17 protein-coding genes are annotated in these 17,982 nt (G+C 54.7%); 7 read left to right on the forward strand and 10 right to left on the reverse strand.

Annotation, left to right across the window (positions count from 1 at the left end; all coding sequences use genetic code 11):
• The first annotated feature begins 64 nt into the window (after nt 1-64).
• Nucleotides 65-688, forward strand: a complete 624-nt coding sequence (gene rcsA / locus INF68_RS13065; RefSeq protein ID WP_008500313.1) for a transcriptional regulator RcsA — start codon at nt 65-67, stop codon at nt 686-688.
• Nucleotides 689-789: 101 nt separating this feature from the next.
• Here rcsA and dsrB read toward each other — a convergent pair whose 3' ends face one another.
• Nucleotides 790-978 carry a protein DsrB gene (dsrB, locus tag INF68_RS13070; protein ID WP_013097741.1) on the reverse strand — a complete coding sequence of 63 codons (189 nt, stop codon included), beginning with the start codon at nt 976-978 and terminating at the stop codon, nt 790-792.
• Nucleotides 979-1,107: 129 nt separating this feature from the next.
• Between dsrB and yodD the strand changes: the two genes are divergently transcribed.
• Both yodD and INF68_RS13080 read left to right on the forward strand, forming a co-directional pair.
• Entirely contained in the window at nt 1,108-1,335 is a 228-nt protein-coding gene (yodD, locus tag INF68_RS13075; RefSeq protein ID WP_008500310.1) for a YodD family peroxide/acid resistance protein, read from the forward strand.
• A gap of 301 nt (nt 1,336-1,636) precedes the next feature.
• Nucleotides 1,637-2,437 (forward strand): mannosyl-3-phosphoglycerate phosphatase-related protein, encoded by an 801-nt coding sequence (locus INF68_RS13080; RefSeq protein ID WP_126786446.1) that lies wholly within the window; start codon nt 1,637-1,639, stop codon nt 2,435-2,437.
• On the opposite strand, the gene dgcQ is transcribed toward INF68_RS13080, so the two are convergent.
• From dgcQ to INF68_RS13095, 3 genes are all read right to left on the reverse strand, one after another.
• Nucleotides 2,434-4,122, reverse strand: a complete 1,689-nt coding sequence (dgcQ, locus tag INF68_RS13085; protein WP_126786447.1) for a cellulose biosynthesis regulator diguanylate cyclase DgcQ — start codon at nt 4,120-4,122, stop codon at nt 2,434-2,436. The two genes, INF68_RS13080 and dgcQ, sit on opposite strands and share 4 nt — an antisense overlap.
• Nucleotides 4,123-4,195: 73 nt before the next feature.
• The gene (locus INF68_RS13090; RefSeq protein WP_023312315.1) at nt 4,196-4,378 is read right to left on the reverse strand and encodes a YodC family protein; all 183 of its coding nucleotides are present in this window, start codon (nt 4,376-4,378) and stop codon (nt 4,196-4,198) included.
• A 78-nt stretch (nt 4,379-4,456) separates the two neighbouring features.
• Nucleotides 4,457-5,368 (reverse strand): DUF808 domain-containing protein, encoded by a 912-nt coding sequence (locus tag INF68_RS13095; RefSeq protein ID WP_023312316.1) that lies wholly within the window; start codon nt 5,366-5,368, stop codon nt 4,457-4,459.
• Between the two features lie 178 nt (nt 5,369-5,546).
• Between INF68_RS13095 and yedA the strand changes: the two genes are divergently transcribed.
• Nucleotides 5,547-6,461 carry a drug/metabolite exporter YedA gene (gene yedA / locus INF68_RS13100; RefSeq protein WP_126786448.1) on the forward strand — a complete coding sequence of 305 codons (915 nt, stop codon included), beginning with the start codon at nt 5,547-5,549 and terminating at the stop codon, nt 6,459-6,461.
• Here the strand turns inward: yedA and INF68_RS13105 are convergent.
• The 3 genes from INF68_RS13105 to INF68_RS13115 form a co-directional block, all read right to left on the reverse strand.
• Nucleotides 6,433-6,924: a very short patch repair endonuclease gene (locus INF68_RS13105; RefSeq protein ID WP_126786449.1), complete on the reverse strand. Its 492-nt coding sequence runs from the start codon at nt 6,922-6,924 to the stop codon at nt 6,433-6,435. The two genes, yedA and INF68_RS13105, sit on opposite strands and share 29 nt — an antisense overlap.
• Nucleotides 6,905-8,320, reverse strand: coding sequence for a DNA cytosine methyltransferase (locus tag INF68_RS13110; RefSeq protein ID WP_045356674.1), 1,416 nt, complete (start codon nt 8,318-8,320; stop codon nt 6,905-6,907). Before INF68_RS13110 ends, INF68_RS13105 begins: the two co-directional genes overlap by 20 nt.
• Nucleotides 8,321-8,381: 61 nt before the next feature.
• Nucleotides 8,382-9,083 (reverse strand): phosphohydrolase, encoded by a 702-nt coding sequence (locus INF68_RS13115; protein WP_126786450.1) that lies wholly within the window; start codon nt 9,081-9,083, stop codon nt 8,382-8,384.
• A gap of 284 nt (nt 9,084-9,367) precedes the next feature.
• On the opposite strand from INF68_RS13115, the gene ompC reads away from it, so the two are divergent.
• Nucleotides 9,368-10,480: a porin OmpC gene (gene ompC / locus INF68_RS13120; protein ID WP_126786451.1), complete on the forward strand. Its 1,113-nt coding sequence runs from the start codon at nt 9,368-9,370 to the stop codon at nt 10,478-10,480.
• Between the two features lie 52 nt (nt 10,481-10,532).
• Here ompC and INF68_RS13125 read toward each other — a convergent pair whose 3' ends face one another.
• Entirely contained in the window at nt 10,533-11,396 is an 864-nt protein-coding gene (locus tag INF68_RS13125) for an N-acetylmuramic acid 6-phosphate etherase (RefSeq protein ID WP_126786452.1), read from the reverse strand.
• Between the two features lie 164 nt (nt 11,397-11,560).
• Here INF68_RS13125 and INF68_RS13130 point away from each other — a divergent pair, with 164 nt between their 5' ends.
• Nucleotides 11,561-13,177, forward strand: a complete 1,617-nt coding sequence (locus tag INF68_RS13130) for a sensor histidine kinase (RefSeq protein ID WP_126786453.1) — start codon at nt 11,561-11,563, stop codon at nt 13,175-13,177.
• Nucleotides 13,174-13,893 carry a two-component system response regulator DcuR gene (gene dcuR, locus INF68_RS13135; RefSeq protein ID WP_023312324.1) on the forward strand — a complete coding sequence of 240 codons (720 nt, stop codon included), beginning with the start codon at nt 13,174-13,176 and terminating at the stop codon, nt 13,891-13,893. The genes INF68_RS13130 and dcuR overlap by 4 nt, the downstream gene beginning before the upstream one ends.
• On the opposite strand, the gene INF68_RS13140 is transcribed toward dcuR, so the two are convergent.
• Together INF68_RS13140 and INF68_RS13145 are read right to left on the reverse strand one after the other, a co-directional pair.
• Nucleotides 13,874-14,836, reverse strand: coding sequence for an FAD:protein FMN transferase (locus INF68_RS13140; protein WP_109845226.1), 963 nt, complete (start codon nt 14,834-14,836; stop codon nt 13,874-13,876). The genes dcuR and INF68_RS13140 overlap by 20 nt on opposite strands.
• A gap of 94 nt (nt 14,837-14,930) precedes the next feature.
• Complete coding sequence (locus INF68_RS13145; protein WP_045356684.1) at nt 14,931-17,711, reverse strand: flavocytochrome c; 2,781 nt, start codon at nt 17,709-17,711, stop codon at nt 14,931-14,933.
• Nucleotides 17,712-17,982: the final 271 nt, after the last annotated feature.

The raw sequence follows: 17,982 nt of genomic DNA on the forward strand, positions 1-17,982 counted from the left end.
TATGGCTGTTTTGAGCTCTCAGGCAGATGGTGAATTATCGTTACGCATTGAGTGAGGGTATGCCATGTCAACGATCATTATGGATTTATGCAGCTACACCCGGCTAGGGTTAACCGGGTACCTGGCAAGCAGAGGGGTAAGAAAGAGAGACATCAACGATGCACACACCGTTGACGAACTCGCAGCCGCTTGTGACGAACTAAAACCAGGCGTGGTGTTTATTAATGAGGACTGTTTCATTCACGATCCAGCCAACAGTCAGCACATTAAGCAAATCATTAATCAGCATCCAAAAACCCTGTTTATTGTTTTTATGGCGATCGCGAATATCCATTTCGATGAGTATTTGTTGGTCCGTAAAAATTTATTGATCAGTTCTAAATCGATTAAACCCGAGTCGCTGGATGACATTCTGGGTGATTATTTGAATAAAGAAGTTAAAAATGTAGGAGCGGTTAACTTACCCACCCTATCATTAAGCAGGACTGAATCAAGTATGCTGCGAATGTGGATGGCGGGACAAGGAACTATTCAGATCTCTGACCAGATGAATATTAAAGCGAAAACCGTTTCGTCACACAAAGGAAATATTAAAAGGAAAATTAAAACGCATAATAAGCAAGTGATCTACCACGTGGTACGCCTGACCGATAATGTGACGAACGGGATTTTCGTCAACATGCGTTAGTCGCTTAAGACCTGTGCACCCTACCTTTGATCTCTGGCCTGGCCAGAGATTTTTGCTTCTGGAGAGGTTGTCGGGCACGCGATGTGCTACCCGACGCCGTGCTACTCCGCCTTCTCGACAAAAATACCGTCCGGATGCCCCAGTTCGTTAAAAAACCAGATGCCGAGCGGGTAGTCTTCAAGCGATACCAGGTACATTGTGCCTTCGCTAAACTCTTCAATTGCCAGCACCACACCCGGGCGGCGCGGCCCACCGTCCGTTTTAACGGTTACCCGATCGTTGACCTTCATACATTCCTCCTCTGGTTTTGAGCCAGTGTAGAACAAAACGCAAAAACGCACATCGCCGCCCGGTGTGAATGGCGTTTTTATGCACAGTCTATACTTACCGTTGGACACGGTTGAATGAGGAACCCCGTAATGAAGACCGATAAAGAGTACAGCGACACCATCAAGCGCGAAGTCGAGGTGGATGTCGATGCCCTGCTGGCCGCCATCAATGAGATCAGTGAGTCAGAAGTCCGCCGGTCGGACGACAATTCGGACCGCGTCATTGTCAACGGAAGGGATTATCACACCTATCGCGAGCTGGCGGAGGCCTTCGAGCTTGATATTCACGACTTTAGCGTGTCTGAAGCCAATCGGTAGGGCGAAAAAAATCCCGGTCATGGGGATGACCGGGATCAAAACTTGCTTATGCAAGAAGCACTTGAAAATTCGTTACACCAGGAAATCTGATGTACATGCCACACTATCCCCAACGAATTTGGCTGACAAGCATATATTCTTACGATGAATATAATATTTTTAACATAATGCTTTTTGTTATGAGCAATAACACACGCCGAATGCGGGTTTGCCAGGGGCACCCCTCTTACCTCCGGTTTTCGCCTCAATCATTTTTTAGGAATTTTCTTAGGTCGAAACGCATCTGTTACCAGGAGTCGCTATGCCTTCACTGCGGGATACATTGCTGATTTTCTCTGACCTGGATGGTTCACTGCTGGATATTCACACCTATGAGTGGCAACCCGCCATGTCCTGGCTGGACAGGCTGATGGATAATCAGGTTCCGGTCATTCTTTGCAGCAGCAAGACCGCGGCAGAGATGCTGGATCTCCAGCTGGATCTGGGGCTTGAAGGCTTGCCTTTTATTGCCGAGAACGGCGCGGTGATTCAGCCTGACGTACGCTGGGATAAGATTCAGCGCCAGATCAGGGGGATGACGCACCGGGATATTCGCCCGCGAATCGAGCAAATACGCCTGCAGACGGGCTATAAATTCACTACCTTTGACGACGTGGATGAGCATGTTATCAGCGAGTGGACCGGACTGTCGCGCTACCGTTCGGCGCTTGCCCGCAAGCATGAAGCGTCCGTCACGCTCATCTGGCGCGATACCGACGAGAAAATGGTTCAGTTTGAAGAGGAGCTGGCGAATGTCGGACTGAAATGCCTGCAGGGCGCGCGCTTCTGGCATGTACTGGACGCCCGCTGCGGCAAAGACGTTGCGGTGAACTGGCTGATTGAGCAATACCGCGAGCTGGAAGAGATTGAACCCACCACGCTGGGACTCGGCGACGGTCCCAATGATGCGCCGCTGCTCGACAGCGTTGACTTCGCGGTAGTGATTAAGGGCATTAACCGTGAGGGCATCACGCTACGGGACGATAACCCCGCCCGGGTTTATCACACCCGACAGCCCGGCCCGGCAGGCTGGCAGGAGGGGCTGGATCACTTCTTCTCTTAATCCCGCCAGACGACCCGGTTACGCCCGCTCTGTTTGGCCTGATACAGCCGGACGTCCGCCACGGACTGCAGCTGTTCAAACTCGTAGTTTCCCGCTTCATCCGCGCTGCTGACCCCCAGCGACGCGCTGACGCGCAGGGTCGTGCTCTTCTTCACCAGGATCTCCTTACTGTTGATGCGGCAGCGAATACGGTCCGCGACGCTTCTCGCCTCCTCCAGGCCGATCCCCGGCAGGACGACGCAAAACTCTTCCCCGCCCACGCGCCCTGCCACATCATTCTTGCGTAACGCGCTGGCAATCAGTCCTGCCGTGTGGGAGAGCACCTTGTCCCCGGCCTGATGGCCGAAGCGGTCGTTGATGTTTTTAAAACAGTCGAGATCGATCTGAATCACCGAGAACGGCAGCGACTGCTGGCGACAGGTTTCCGCCAGCAATCTTGCGCGGTCGAACAGCGCGCCGCGATTATTCAGTCGGGTAAGCGGGTCATGCCAGGCCTGCCACTGGAGCGAGTGCTGAAGCGTGTACATGTTACTCACCATGCGGCGGATCACCAGCCACGAGATCAACAGCATGGCGGTAAAGAGCGCCCACATCAGCGCCAGCACGATACTGATGCTGCCGAAGTCGTCCTGTACCCCTTCGTGCAGGGTGTGGATCCGCAGGACAACGCCGTCGAAGTGATCGAGCCGCTCCCAGCTCACAAAACGGCTTCCGAGACGGATCCCGCCGCCGGTAGCGTGCTCAATCGCCTGCGCAATCTGCGCCGTTTCGCGTTCGTCAAAATGGTTAACCGCGTTTTCCGTATGGGCAGAGGTGGCAATCATATTGAGCCGGGTATCGTACAGCTGATACTCCCCTTCCGTTCGGTCTTCCGTCGCATCGGCCAGCAGACGCTGCATGGTGCCCAACGTAAAATCCATCGCCACGACGCCATACCAGTAATGATCGAAATAGATGGGGACGCTGGCGGTGATCATTCGTTCATCATTGGTCCTGGATGAGGGGGTGGAGATGAACCAGCGCACCGCGCGAGCGCGATTGTTCCGCTCTGACTGCTGGGTAAACCAGGACTGCGTGACAAGATGGTAATAGCGGGAAGTAATGTCGCCCGCCTGGTCCGGCGTATCCGTGGAAACGAAAAATCCCGCGCGGGAGACGTAGATCACGCGCGCTTCCGTTTGTGCTCTCGACGACGCCAGCCTGAGCAGATACCCCACTTCGAGCGTGGCAGAAATCTCGTGGCTGAGGCGTTCAGCGTCACGATTCAGAAACGTGGTTTTCTCGACGAATGCATCCGAGACACCGTTAATGGGAAGGGTGCGTTTTTTATCAACGGCAAGCTGCCAGGTAGGTAGCATGCGGACAGTATCGAAGCGTGATACCGCGTTCTGGAGTACATCAAATGCCAGCGGCGTCTGGATTGCATCGCGCATGCCCTGACGAAACAGCAGCATCCTGTCCACGCTGTTCTGCAGCTGCCTGTCCAGCGAACTGGCCACCGTATCCAGATGGTTACGCTGGCTGGAGATGTACGCTTCTTCCAGTACCACCACCTCGCGCCAGGTCAGTAGAGTCGAAAATACCAGAACGACCAGAAAACAGAGATTAACAATCAACCCCGGATTGCTACGCTTATGCAGCCATTGCAAAAAGGATTCTTTTACAACAAAGGTATCGCGCTGCACACACACTCCCTGATCGCTGCCTTACACCCGGTACTGGAGATAAAAACGCCCGGCAAAGCCGGGCGTTATGTGATTAAGCCTTGTCCCGCTGGTGCTGCCCGTCCCCCGGCTGAAGCTCATCTTCACGAAATGCTTCCCGCTTGATGCCATAGCCATCGTGCCACCGACATTCCACCATTCCGCTGGAATACCCGGTCACAATCATACGTGGGCCGCCCTTCTTAGGCTTAACTTCATCACTGACCAAAAAGACCATACCTGCCTCCTGTATCAGGGTGAAACTGTTTCAATTTAGACGAGGAATGGTCTTTTTGCATCCCACAAGGGGTAACAATTAGTGCGACGTGCCGCGTATTTTTTCAACCAGCTTCACTGCCGCAACCACGATAGCGCCAATGATAAAGCCCAGCACCAGATTCAGCAGCGTGGGCAGAATTGCCGCGACAACGGCCCCCTGCGCCGAGGAAAAATGTTCGATAGCATGGTGCAGAGGCGCGATACCGTGAACCACGATCCCGCCGCCCACGAGGAACATCGCCAGCGTGCCTACCACCGACAAACTCTTCATCAGCCACGGGGCCAGCACCAGCAGGCTTTTGCCGATGCCTCTTGCCACCGCGCTCGTTTTCTCTTCCAGCCAGTAGCCAATATCGTCCAGCTTGACGATCAGTCCCACCAGGCCGTAGACGCCGACGGTGACCAGAATGGCGATGCCGGAGAGGATCAGAACCTGATTCAGAAGCGGCGCGTCAGACACGATGCCCAGCGTAATGGCGACAATCTCCGCGGAGAGGATAAAGTCGGTCCGAATAGCGCCTTTGACCTTATCGCGCTCGAAGGTTTTCGGGTCCTGAGCGGCCAGCGCTTCAAGACGCTGCTGGCGCATCTCCGGCGTATCGCTCTGCTTGCGCGCGCTAAAGGAGTGCAGGACCTTCTCTACGCCCTCGAAGCAGAGAAATGCACCGCCAATCATCAGCAGCGGCGTGATGGCCCAGGGAATAAACGCGCTGATCAGCAGCGCCAGCGGCACCAGAATCACCTTATTCAGGAAGGAGCCTTTTGCCACGCCCCACACCACCGGCAGTTCACGGTTAGCTCTTACCCCACTCACCTGTTGGGCGTTAAGCGATAAATCATCTCCCAGCACGCCTGCGGTTTTTTTCGCCGCCAGTTTCCCCATCACTGAAATGTCATCCAGTAAGGTCGCAATATCATCCAGCAATGTTAATAAGCTACTTCCTGCCAAAATCTTAATCCTTCATTTTTTGGTAATTAGGTGAATAGTATGGAGCAAAAGCGCAAACCCGGAAACACCCACCTCACGTCAACAAAAAATTCACATCAGCTACACAATTAAAGGGCTCGCCAGCGCGATAGTTTTCGCGTTTACTATCAGCGACCTTTTTATTTCGTCGTGAGGGATTATGCGTTTCCGGCAATTGCTACCGCTCATTGGGGCACTCTTTTCGCTGTACATCATCTGGGGCTCAACCTACTTTGTCATTCGCATCGGCGTGGAAAGCTGGCCGCCGCTGATGATGGCTGGCATCCGCTTTCTCTCGGCTGGCGTGCTGCTGCTGGCCTTCCTGTTGCTGCGCGGGCATAAACTTCCCCCGCTGCGCCCGATGATGAATGCCGCCCTGATCGGCCTGCTGCTGCTTGCGGTGGGAAATGGGTTTGTAACGATTGCCGAGCACCAGAACGTACCGTCCGGGATCGCCGCCGTGGTCGTTGCCACCGTACCGCTGTTTACCCTCTGCTTTAGCCGCCTTTTTGGTATCCGCACCCGCAAGCTGGAATGGCTGGGGATTGGTATTGGCCTTGCCGGCATCATTCTGCTGAACAGCGGCGGTAACCTGAGCGGGAATCCGTGGGGTGCAATCATCATTCTGATTGGCTCGATGAGCTGGGCGTTTGGTTCCGTCTACGGTTCGCGTATCGAACTGCCGACCGGCATGATGGCGGGGGCGATAGAGATGCTCGCCGCCGGGATTGTATTGCTGCTCGCCTCCATGCTTACGGGAGAAAAGCTGACAACCCTGCCGCCGCTGTCGGGCTTGCTGGCGGTAGGCTACCTGGCGCTGTTCGGCTCTATCATCGCCATTAACGCCTATATGTTCCTGATCCGCAACGTCTCCCCGGCTGTCGCGACCAGCTATGCCTACGTCAACCCGGTCGTGGCCGTGCTGCTCGGAACGGGATTGGGGGGAGAAACGCTCTCACCTGTGGAATGGATCGCTTTAGGGATCATCGTGTTTGCCGTCGTGCTGGTCACCCTGGGCAAATATTTACTGCCCGCAAAACCGGTGGTCACGCCTTGCGAGGTGGAGAAACCTTAAGCAGGTGAATACCCTGCGTGTCGATCTGCGCGGTCTGGCCGCCGCCGCAGATCCACTCTTCCAGCCGTTCGCTCAGATCGGTATCGTTCAGTTTTAATCTGCCTCTCAGCGCGCACTCCCAGACGATCAGCACCCGCCAGCCCTGCGCAATCAGCGCGCTGAGATCCCGGCGGTCGCGCTCGACGTTCTTGCCAATTTTATCCAGCCAGAAATCGGTGCGCGTCGCGGGGACCTTAAACAGGTAGCAGTCGTGGTGATGCCAGAAACAGCCGTGGGTAAAGATGATGCACTGCCAGGCGTCGATGACGAAATCGGGGCGACCCGCAAGCGCGGGATCCTGCACGCGAAAATCAAACCCCGCCTGCGTCAGCAGCCCGGCCAGGCGCTTTTCGATGGCGGTGTCACGCGTGCCGATGGCACGCATATTTTTGCTGCGCGTGGCCTTATCGTGCACATCCGTCATTGACGGCCTCACCCTGACGGAGTGCCACCGCCTGTCTGATGCGCGAGGCCAGCAGTTTTGCCACGGCCGCGAACGCGGGAACCACCACCGAATTACCAAACTGGCGGTACGCCTGGGTATCCGAAACCGGAATGCGGAAGCGGTAGCCCTGCGGGGTCTCAAATCCCATCAACCGGGCGCATTCCCGCGGCGTTAAGCGTCGCGGACGGTGACGCTGGTTGTGCGGATCGTCGAAATCTTTTTCACCCAGCGCCTTGTCCCAGCCTCGGTCGATCAGTATCTCTGCCCCATCCTTATAGTAGCGAGCGGACAACGTGCGGGTCACGCTGTGCGGATCGTTGGGGTTTACCATTCCAAAACCGAAGCCGTTGCCCTTCGCCTGATGCTTCTTGGCATAGCGGTAGAGGTATTTCCACAGCACCGGGGTAAGAATAAATTTCGCGTCAACGACAGGTTCCAGCAGGTCGGCTACGGTAGGACGACGCTCGGGATACAGAGACGGGATATCCCGCAGGGTGAAATCCCCCTTGAGATTGAGATCGCGGCGGAAACCCACCAGCACGATACGTTCGCGATGCTGGGGCAGGAAATGTTTTCCATCAATGATTTTGGGATCGTCCGCACCCATATCCTGTGAATCAGCCACGTCATACCCCAGCTCGTCCAGGGTCTGCATGATAATGCGGAAGGTTTTTCCGCCGTCGTGGCTCTTTAGATTTTTGACGTTTTCCAGCACAAAGATGGCCGGGCGGCAGGCATCGATGATGCGCGCCACATCAAAAAACAGCGTTCCCTGGGTATCGCAGGCAAAACCGTGGGCGCGTCCGAGGGCATTCTTTTTGGAGACACCGGCCAGCGAGAAGGGCTGACAAGGGAAGCCGGCCAGCAGCACGTCATGCGCCGGGATCGTCTGGCGAATATGCTCGGCGGCCTGTTCATCGCTCACGCCGCTTTTATGGCTCAGGGTCACATCGCGGATATCCGCGTTGAAATGATGCTCGTGCGGATCGCAGTACCAGTTGGCCTTGTAGGTCCGGACGGCATGCTTGTTCCACTCGCTGGTAAACACGCACTGTCCGCCGATAGCTTCAAAACCGTGTCGGATACCGCCGATACCGGCAAACAGATCGATAAAGCGGAAGGCATAGTTCGGATGCGCGGCAGGAGGACGCGGAAGCAGGTTTTGCAGATAACGAAACTCGCCTTCACTCAGGCGACGCCCTGCGCGTTCGCTAGTCAGCAGACGCTTAAGGATCGCCGGGCTCCAGTGGCTCTCGCCGTGCGCCACCAGCATATTGGCCAGCGTTTTAGCATCATAGATATCCAACAGCTGGTGCAGCAACGCCTGCACCGTTGCCGTTGATTTCTCAGCCTGCTCGGGCGCGGGCTCTGTCACTGATAGATTTTCCTGCATTCTTTTAACCGGAGAGTAAAGACTGGGAACAGATTACCACAGTTCAGTTGCGCAAACTGCGACGGAAGCGGCTCAACACCTGGCTATCCAGCCCGATGCAGTCACCGTGTAATTCGGCACTGAGTTTCGCCATAAACTGGATCAGGAAATCGGCATTGTGACGTGCCAGCTCGCGGCCCATTTCCGTTTGCATTGTATCAGGCAATCGCAGCAGCTTGGTCTGAAAATGGTCCAGGGCAAACGCACGATCGTCAAGGATACGCGCATCGGCAAAGGGATCGTCAGCATCAAAAAGCGGCACGCCCAGCGCGCCCGAGACGGCAAAGACGCGCGCCAGACCGATAGCGCCTAACGCTTCCAGTCGGTCTGCGTCCTGCACAATTTTGGCTTCCATGCTCTGCGGCGCAATCCCGGCGCTGAAGCTGTGCGCCTCAATCGCGTGCGCGACGCTGGCTGCGTGCTCTGGCGGAAAATCAGGGAAGTCGCGGCGCAGAATGTCACACGTCCTGCGCGCTGCAATCTGGGATGACCGGCCGCGTTCGGGATGGTTTTTCGGCAGGCTGACAATATCGTGGAAATAGCATGCGGTCAGAATCACCAGCGGCTCCACCGCCTGGTCAGCCATGATTTTTTGCGCCGTCATCCAGACCCGACGAAAATGCGAAATATCATGTGCGGTATCGTCGGTGCTGTGATTCTCCTCGAGCCAGTGTTCAAATCGTTGCTGCCACCGGGCAAGTTCCATCGTCATGTCCTGTCGTCTAAAAGAGAAAGAATTATAACACAGGCAAATTAAAGCAATTAAAAAATAGAAATTCGAAATACTTAATAATAATTACACCATATAAATTCAAGAAACTAATTCACAAGAAAAATAAAGAGATCAATTGAAATATTTAGTAATATTTAAAAGGTTTTAATTACATTTGTTTTTAGAACTAAATAACACATCCTGGAATAGTATCCATCCTGTAATTGCGGAGAGTGATTACATATATTCATATAAATTATCTTTTAAGGGAATATATAATGAAAAGAAAAGTTTTGGCAATTATTGCACCTGCATTATTAATTGCAGGCATAGCAAATGCGGCTGAAGTTTACAACAGCAATGGCAATAAACTCGACCTGTACGGTAAAGTAGATGGTCTGCATTATTTCTCTGACGACACGGGTTCAGATGGCGACGTAAGCTACGTTCGTCTGGGCTTCAAAGGCGAAACGCAGATCAACGACCTGCTGAGCGGCTATGGCCAGTGGGAATATAATATTCAGGCTAACAAAACAGAGAACTCAGGCAATCAGTCATGGACACGCCTTGGCTTCGCTGGTCTGAAATTTGGTGAATACGGTTCATTCGACTACGGTCGTAACTACGGCGTGGTTTACGATGTTGAAGGCTGGACCGATATGCTGCCTGAGTTCGGCGGAGATTCCTATACCTATACCGATAACTTTATGACCGGCCGTACAAACGGTGTTGCAACCTACCGTAATAATGATTTCTTTGGTCTGGCTCAGGGCCTGAATTTCGCGGTTCAGTATCAGGGCAATAATGAAAGTGCCTCTAACGATCAGGAAGGGACCAACAATAGCCGTAATATCCGCAAAGAAAACGGTGATGGTTGGGGTATTTCAACCTCCTACGATTTCGGTATGGGATTCAACGCCGCTGCGGCATATGCCTCATCTGACCGTACCAACGATCAGGTTACCAAAACAACGGCTGGTGGTGACAAGGCTGACGTCTGGACCGTTGGCCTGAAATACGACGCCAACAATATCTATCTCGCAGCCATGTATGCGGAAACCCGCAATATGACGCCTTACGGCAATAAGGAATATGCTGTCGCTAATAAAACACAGAACGTCGAAGCCACCGCGCAGTATCAGTTTGAGTTTGGCCTGCGTCCTGCGGTCTCTTTCCTGATGTCTAAAGGTAAGGATCTGAATTCCTACTACGGAAGTGATAAAGATCTGGTGAAATATGCGGACGTGGGTGCGACCTATTATTTCAACAAAAATATGTCCACCTATTTTGACTACAAAATCAACCTGCTGGATGAAGGTGACGATTTCTACAAGGCGAATGGCATCAGCACCGATGACATCATAGCAGCAGGTCTTGTTTACCAGTTCTAATCCCCAAAATACTAAAGGCCGCAATAGCGGCCTTTTTATTTCTTCGCTGTCATTACGGCGCTTCCTGCAGCGCCACGCGGATAAACCCGTTATTCTGCGCCAGCAGCTCATGGGCTTTCCATGCATCCAGCCCTGTTAGCACCATCAATACCGCCGTTTTACAGTTATGGTTACAGCTCGCCAGCGCGGCTTTTGCCTCGGCCCGAGTGCATCCCCCCGCTTCCATTACAATCGCAATTTGCCGTTCAGCCCATTTGGTTGTGCCTGCTTCAAGATCCACGCGCAGGTTGCTGTAAACCCGTCCGGTGCGGACGGCCAGCCCGGTGGCGATCATCGAGAGGATCATTTTTTGCGCGATCCCCGCTTTAGTGTTGATATAGCCTGCGACGACATCGGCCCCCAGCTCCGGAGCGATAACCATGCTTGCCAGCTGCGCGGCTTCGCTTTGCGCATCGCCGGTAACAATGGCGACCGGTGAACCCAGCGACCACGCATGGCGCATTGCCCCCCAGACCCACGGCGTTTTTCCGCTGACGGTCACGGCCAGCATCATATCGTGTTCACCAAACTTGATGGCCTGCAGATCGGCAACGCCGCGCTCGTAGCTCCCTTCCCCTTCTTGTGCCGTAACGGCCATAACAGGAGTTTTGCCCGGCGCATATTCATCGGCAACCTGTTGCGCTACGCGCCCTGACGGCCCCGCGCCAACAACAATCAGGCGACCGCCGTGGCTGAGCGTCGCGGCGGCGTTGTCCACCACGCGGGCAATAGCATCTAGACAGGGGGTAATAGCAGCAGAAATGAGTGCATCATCCTGGTGAATGACTTTCAGCATGTCCAGCGTGGACAATCTATCAATATTCATCGTGCTGGCGTGCCGTCTTTCCTTGACCAAACCGGTAAGCATAACGCTCATAAACAGCCTCCTTATTATGAGTACCCACACACTATAAAGTGTTTTATATAGACGACCTGCGAGGAGGGTCACGAAAAGGGGAGCAAATCCACGCCTTTACATGGCTTTAAGAAAAGTGCGTCATCGGCGATAATTACCCCTTTCTTAATTATCGCGGAGTGTTGATGAGCGATTTGCAGCCTTTCCTTACGACGCGCAAGCGCCCCATGAAGCTGAACACCCTGGTCACGCTGATGGTGTGCGCGATTATTGCCTCTGTGCTGCTGGTGGTCTTTGCGCTCTACTCCGTACAAATCACCCGGGCGACCCGCGATGATGTTAAAGATACGGCTCTGGGTATCGCCAGAACGCTGGCCAACAGCCCGGAGATCCAACGCGGCCTGATGCAGCCACCCCAGGCGGATATCATTCAGCCCATCGCCAAAGCCGTCACCCAACGCAACGATCTGCTGCTCACCGTGGTGACCGACATGCGGGGGATTCGCTATTCGCACCCGAACGAAGCCCTCATCGGCCTGCACTTTATTGGCAACGACCTGGAGCCTGCACTGGAAGGTAAAGAGAATGTCTCCGTAAACCGTGGTGCCCTCGCGGAAGCGCTTCGCGTCTTCACCCCCGTTTACGACAGCCAGCACGACCAGATCGGCGTGGTGGTGGTCGGTATCTCCCTCAAAAAAGTGGAAGATCAGATTGCCCGCGGACGGCTAAACGCCGTCTGGACCATTTTGTTCAGTATTTTTATGAGTTCCATGGCGATTTGGGGTCTGGTGCGGGTACTGAAACGCATCCTGTTCGGGCTCGAACCTTACGAAATTTCCGCCTTGTTCGAACAGCGTCAGGCGATGCTGCAGTCGCTTCGCGAGGGGGTGCTGGCCGTCGATATTCACGGGCGCGTGACGATGATCAACCAGACCGCCAGAGAAATATTGCTTCTCCCCTCCGGCAAGCAGACCGAAAACGCCAGCGCCCCCCTTCTGGCCAGCCTGCGCGAAGTTTCAAAGACGGGCGCCGCGCGCCAGGATCAGGAGATCAGCTGTAACGGTCGTCTATTGCTGTGCAATATGGTGCCCGTTAAAAGCCAGGACCGGGTGATCGGCGCCATCACCACCTTCCGTGATAAAACGGAAATCAGCCAGCTGATGCAGCGTATTGATGGCATGGTTAACTACGTCGATGCCCTGCGCAGCCATACGCACGAGTTTATGAATAAACTGCATGTGATCCTGGGCCTGCTGCACATGAAGCGCTACGACAAGCTGGAAGAGTACATCATCCAGACGGCACATAATTACCAGACGGATATCGGTACGATACAGAGCAAGGTAAAATCCCCGGTTATTGCCGGGTTCCTGCTGGGTAAAATCAATCGGGCGAAAGAAGCGGGCATCACCCTGACGCTGGCGGATGAATGCCAGATACCGGATACCGCGAGTGAAGAGCAGGTCGCGGTGCTGATCACCGTGCTGGGTAACCTCATTGAAAACGCGCTCGACGCGATGGAAGGACAGCAGGAAGGTGAGATCGGCCTGCTGCTGCATTATCAGAACGGCTGGCTCAGCTGCGAAGTGAGCGACGATGGCCCCGGCATTGATCCCGCTCAGCTGGAGGCTATTTTTACAAAGGGCTTCTCAACAAAAGGTGAAAACCGCGGCGTTGGGCTGTTCCTTGCTCGCCAGCAAATCCAGAACCTCGGCGGCGATATCACCGTCGAGTCTGAGCCAGGCGTATTTACCCAATTTTTTGTTCACATCCCCTGGGATAGCGAGAGGAATATCGCGTGATAAATGTATTAATTGTCGATGATGACGCCATGGTAGCCGACCTCAACCGTCTGTATGTCAACCGTGTTGAAGGTTTTAGCTGCTGCGGCGTCGCCTCCACGCTAAACCAGGCCGAGGCCATCATTAATAACCCCGGGCACCCTGTCGATCTGGTGCTGCTGGATGTCTATATGCAGCAGGATAACGGGCTGGATCTGCTGCCCGTTATTCGCGCATCCGGGCGCCCAATCGATGTGATTATGATCTCGTCGGCTGCTGACGCCGCCACGATCCAGACCTCTATCCATTACGGCGTGGTGGATTATCTGATTAAGCCGTTCCAGTTCCCGCGCTTTGAAGAGGCGCTGAACGGCTGGAAGGCAAAGCACAGCCTGATGGGTTCGCACCAGTATTATGAGCAGGCCGACGTCGACCGGCTGATCCACGGTGGGGCGCCGGAACTGGCGGACAGTAAAAAGCTGCCGAAGGGGTTAACGCCGCAAACGCTGCGCACGATTTGCCAGTGGATTGACGCTCACCCGGAGACGGAATTTTCTACCGATGACCTGGCTAACGCCGTCAATATCTCCCGCGTATCCTGCCGTAAATACCTGATTTGGCTCGCGCAAATCAACATTCTGTTCACCAGCATTCACTACGGTGCCACCGGGCGTCCGGTGTATCGCTATCGTCTCCAGCCGGAGCAGACCGGCCTGCTCAAGCAATACTGTCAGTAACGCGGTAGTCGTTATCCAGCAAGGTAAAACGGAAGTGGTGCATCGATGAGATCACCACTTCTTTTGTTTTGGTCACAAAAATCGCTTCGATATCAGGACGAGAGCGCAGCACAGCGCAGCCCTTCTCTACCCCCATGCCGTACATCAGCGTGGTCCAGATATCGCCGTCGATAGAGTCTTTCGAAACAATCGTCACGCTGTCCAGCTCGTTGTCCAGCGGATACCCGGTGCGCGGATCGAGAATATGGTGATAGCGCCTGCCGTTTTGCTCAAAGTAGCGCTCGTAGGTTCCAGACGTCACGACGGACAGGTTCTCTACGGTCATCGTGCCGATCAGCGCATCCCCCGCGAACGGTTTTTTCAGCCCCACGCTCCAGCCCCCTTCCGGCGAGCCTAACGTCTGAATGTTTCCACCGAGGTTGATCAGCCCCAGCTCAGCGCCCTCTTTATGCAGGTAATCACGCACCCTGTCGGCGATATAGCCTTTGGCAATGGCCCCCAGATCGATCTCCATCCCCGCTCTGGTCAGAAACACGCTGCTGCTGGCCTCATCAAGAAGGACATCTTCAGGACGGGTTATCGCCAGCAGCGACGCAATTTCCTCCGCAGGCGGAACGCTGTCCCCCTGAAAGCCAATTTTCCAGCGCTTCACCAGCGGACCTATCGCCAGGTTAAAGGCGCTGTCCCTGAACAGGCTTGCCGCTTTTGCACAGCGGATCAGCTCAAACACCGGCCGGCTGACGGTAACCGGATGCTGGCCAGCCGCATGGTTAATGTCCATCACCTGCGAGTGCGCGCGGTTGACGGTGAGCAGATCTTCGTACTGTTTGATCAGGCGAAACACGCGGGACGCGAGGGCTTCGTCGTGGGAGAAGAGTTTCAGGAGAATGGGTGAGCCCATCAGGACGGCGGAATAACTGTAAACGCGATGGTCATCAGGCATGACTGGAGTCCTCAGATGTAGCCCCGGCAGGCACCGCGCCGCCGGGGAAAATGCCGGATAGCGCTGGGCGTATCCGGCCTACAACACAGGGGTCTTACTGCTTTTTCGAACGCATAGCCGCCTGATGTCCTGCAAGCGTACCAAAAATAATGATATCTGCCACTGCGTTACCGCCGATACGGTTACCGCCGTGGATCCCGCCGACTACTTCACCGGCCGCAAACGCGCCTGGCAGCACGTTGTGGTTGCTGTCCAGCACGCAGGTTTCGGTGTTGATGGTCACGCCGCCCATGGTGTGGTGCACGCCCGGCGCAATCTGAATGGCGTAGAATGGCCCTTCGTTGATAGGCGCACGCAGCGCGGTGGTACGACCAAAATCGTCATCATGCTGTTTTTCAACGAAGCCGTTGTAACGTTCCAGCGTCGCGAGGAAAGCGTGGTAATCCATACCGAGCGCTTCCGCCAGGGCTTTTGGCGAGCTGGCGCTGGTCACGAAACCTTTTGCGATGTACTCATCCGCGGCTTTGTTTTTGGCACGTACGTGCTCGTCAAAGACGATGTATGCGTATTTCTCCGGCAGCGCGATGATTGACGCCGAGACCTTATCGCGGGTTGACATTTCGTTGTAGAAGCGCTCCCCTTTCTGATTGACCAGAATCGCCCCGCCGCCGCGAATGGATTCGGAAATCAGGTACGAGGTGTTCTGCTCAACGGTTGGGTGAATTTGAATTTCGCCCATATCCACGGTACCCGCCCCGATGCGCTCCAGCAGCGCGATGCCGCCGCCGGTTGCCCCTTTGTGGTTGGTGGTGACGAACCCTTCCAGATCCGGACGATATTTCACCACCATCTGGCTGTTGGCGCTGAAGCCGCCGGTGGCAACAATCACGCTTTTGGTTGCCACGGTGACGGTTTCGTTCTCTTCGGTGGTCAGACGTACGCCGGTCACTTCGCCGTTCTCGAAGATGATGTCGCTGACGGAGGTATCCAGCATCACCTCGATGTTGCGTTTGTTGACGTTACGCACCAGGCCGCTGATCAGGTAGCCGCCCACCGCAGAACCGTCTTTTGGACGGTGAGTACGGTCGATGCTCATCCCGCCGGTGGTGGTGATGTCGTTCAGCATGATGCCGCGCGTTGCCAGCCACTCAATTGCCTGCGGCGCGTTTTCGACGAAGCGACGCAGCAGTTCCGGGTTGTTCTTGTTGCCGCCGCCTTTCAGGCTTTCCTGATAGAACAGCTCTTTGCTGTCCTGAATGCCCTTCACGCGCTGGAAGCGGGTTTCGGCGGCGTTCATACCGGCAGAGGCTTTAATGGTGTTCCCGCCGATGGTCGGCATTTTCTCGACAATCAGCACGCTCGCGCCTTCGTCGTGAGCCTGGATCGCTGCCGCCAGACCGGCGCCGCCGCTGCCGACAACGACCACGTCCACGCTGCGGGTTTCGTTCGGGTCGACGCCCTCTTCCGCGGCCAGCGCTTTGCTGGATTTCAGCATCGCTTTAGAGACCGCTTTCTTCACCGCTTCACTCTGGCTGGTTGCGCCGGTGATGGCATCCACGTGCGGGGTGTTGGCATCCAGAATGCGGGTACGGATCTCTTCAAAGCTGGTCACAAACTCAACGTCTTCGCTCGGGCCGGAGGCCAGCTCAATGTCCGCAATGCGGTCGGTTTCCAGACTGACGTTAATCACCAGTTCGTTAGCGTCATCCTGCACTTTCTCAGCAAAGGTACCCGGTTTGAATTTGGATTCGCCCATGCTCATGTCGCGGATCATCGCTTCTACCAGCGAGAAGCGCCACAGCGGTTCAGGAATGCTGAGCTCTTCGCGTTTGGTGCTGTCCATAAACAGCTCCAGGCTTTCCCCGGCCGCAATGCGGTCTGTCCAGTCCGGATAAGCGATGGTGGCGCGGCCAACGGCAATCAGGTCGTAACCGTGATCCAGCGCTTCATTCACATCGGAAGCATTCACCACGCCGCCCACGCCCATGACCGGAACCTGCGCCAGCGTTTCAGAACGCATCGCGCAGTATTTTTCGATAAGCGGAGTTGGATCCTGAGTGTCGACAATGGAAGGACGCAGGGTCGCGCCGACGGAGAAGTGCAGATAGTCCACGCCGCGCGCCGCCAGTTTTTCCAGCAGGTACATGGTGTCGTCAAAGCGGATGCCCGGGACTTCCATCTCTTCAGGGGAGAAGCGGTAGCCAATAATAAACGCGTCGTCCGCGTACTGGCGCACCATTTTGTGGGTAATGTCCAGCACGGCCAGCGGGAACTTCGCGCGGTTATCGCGGCTGCCGCCCCACTCGTCATCGCGCTGGTTTGAATTCGGTGAGTAGAACTGCTGAATCAGATAGGTGTTTGCTCCGTGGATTTCCACGCCGTCGAAACCGGCCTGGATGGCGCGACGCACCGCCTCACCAAACTTGCCGATCATGCCTTCCACTTCTTCTGCGGTCAGAGCAACCGGCGTTGCGGCACCTTCACGCGGCGCGGCTACGGCGCTCGGGCCAACCGGGGTGCGGCCACCGATCAGTTTCGGGTCAACCATGCGGCCGCCGTGGTAGATCTGCAGTAGCGCCTTAGATCCTTTGGATTTAATGGCTTCTGCGATTTTCGCCAGCCCGGCGATTTTCTCGTCATTATCAATACCGATGGCACCCGGGAAGGCGAGACCGAGATCGTCGACGAAGCAGCATTCCACAATGATGGTGCCAATGCTGCCGGAACGGGCACGATAGTACTCCACCAGCTCGCTGGTGACGGTGCCGTCAAAATAGCCGGTACAGGTTGTCATAGGGGCCATTAACAAACGGTTTTTCAGTTCAGTACCATTCGGTAATGTGAAAGGGCTAAGAATGCGTTCGTTAGTGCTCATAATAGAAACTCCAAACTTTTAAAAATTAAGAATTCGTTATCGGATTGATTTTTTATTTCGTCGTTATTTGCCGATGTCATGATATTAATATAATGATTTTTTTAGTTTCTAAAGTTATTACGTTAGTTAAAAAACTATTTAATCCCTTCGATAACACAAATAACACATTGGTGTTAGCGATTGTAATTCAGCCATTCACAATAATTTAAAATTCGTTAAATGATTAATGGTAAAACCAATTCACCAAAACAAACTTAAGATTAATAAAAAC

The organism is Enterobacter cloacae complex sp. P16RS2 (assembly GCF_014982155.1).
In the GTDB taxonomy this organism is placed as follows: Bacteria; Pseudomonadota; Gammaproteobacteria; order Enterobacterales; family Enterobacteriaceae; genus Enterobacter; species Enterobacter cloacae_M.

Bases quoted from the DNA above. Each gene is read 5' to 3' on its own strand.
- rcsA (WP_008500313.1), top strand. From the start codon at position 65: ATGTCAACGATCATTATGGATTTATGCAGCTACACCCGGCTAGGGTTA.
- dsrB (WP_013097741.1), bottom strand. From the start codon at position 978: ATGAAGGTCAACGATCGGGTAACCGTTAAAACGGACGGTGGGCCGCGC.
- yodD (WP_008500310.1), top strand. From the start codon at position 1,108: ATGAAGACCGATAAAGAGTACAGCGACACCATCAAGCGCGAAGTCGAG.
- INF68_RS13080 (WP_126786446.1), top strand. From the start codon at position 1,637: ATGCCTTCACTGCGGGATACATTGCTGATTTTCTCTGACCTGGATGGT.
- INF68_RS13090 (WP_023312315.1), bottom strand. From the start codon at position 4,378: ATGGTCTTTTTGGTCAGTGATGAAGTTAAGCCTAAGAAGGGCGGCCCA.
- yedA (WP_126786448.1), top strand. From the start codon at position 5,547: ATGCGTTTCCGGCAATTGCTACCGCTCATTGGGGCACTCTTTTCGCTG.
- INF68_RS13105 (WP_126786449.1), bottom strand. From the start codon at position 6,924: ATGACGGATGTGCACGATAAGGCCACGCGCAGCAAAAATATGCGTGCC.
- INF68_RS13115 (WP_126786450.1), bottom strand. From the start codon at position 9,083: ATGGAACTTGCCCGGTGGCAGCAACGATTTGAACACTGGCTCGAGGAG.
- ompC (WP_126786451.1), top strand. From the start codon at position 9,368: ATGAAAAGAAAAGTTTTGGCAATTATTGCACCTGCATTATTAATTGCA.
- INF68_RS13125 (WP_126786452.1), bottom strand. From the start codon at position 11,396: ATGAGCGTTATGCTTACCGGTTTGGTCAAGGAAAGACGGCACGCCAGC.
- INF68_RS13130 (WP_126786453.1), top strand. From the start codon at position 11,561: ATGAGCGATTTGCAGCCTTTCCTTACGACGCGCAAGCGCCCCATGAAG.
- INF68_RS13140 (WP_109845226.1), bottom strand. From the start codon at position 14,836: ATGCCTGATGACCATCGCGTTTACAGTTATTCCGCCGTCCTGATGGGC.
- INF68_RS13145 (WP_045356684.1), bottom strand. From the start codon at position 17,711: ATGAGCACTAACGAACGCATTCTTAGCCCTTTCACATTACCGAATGGT.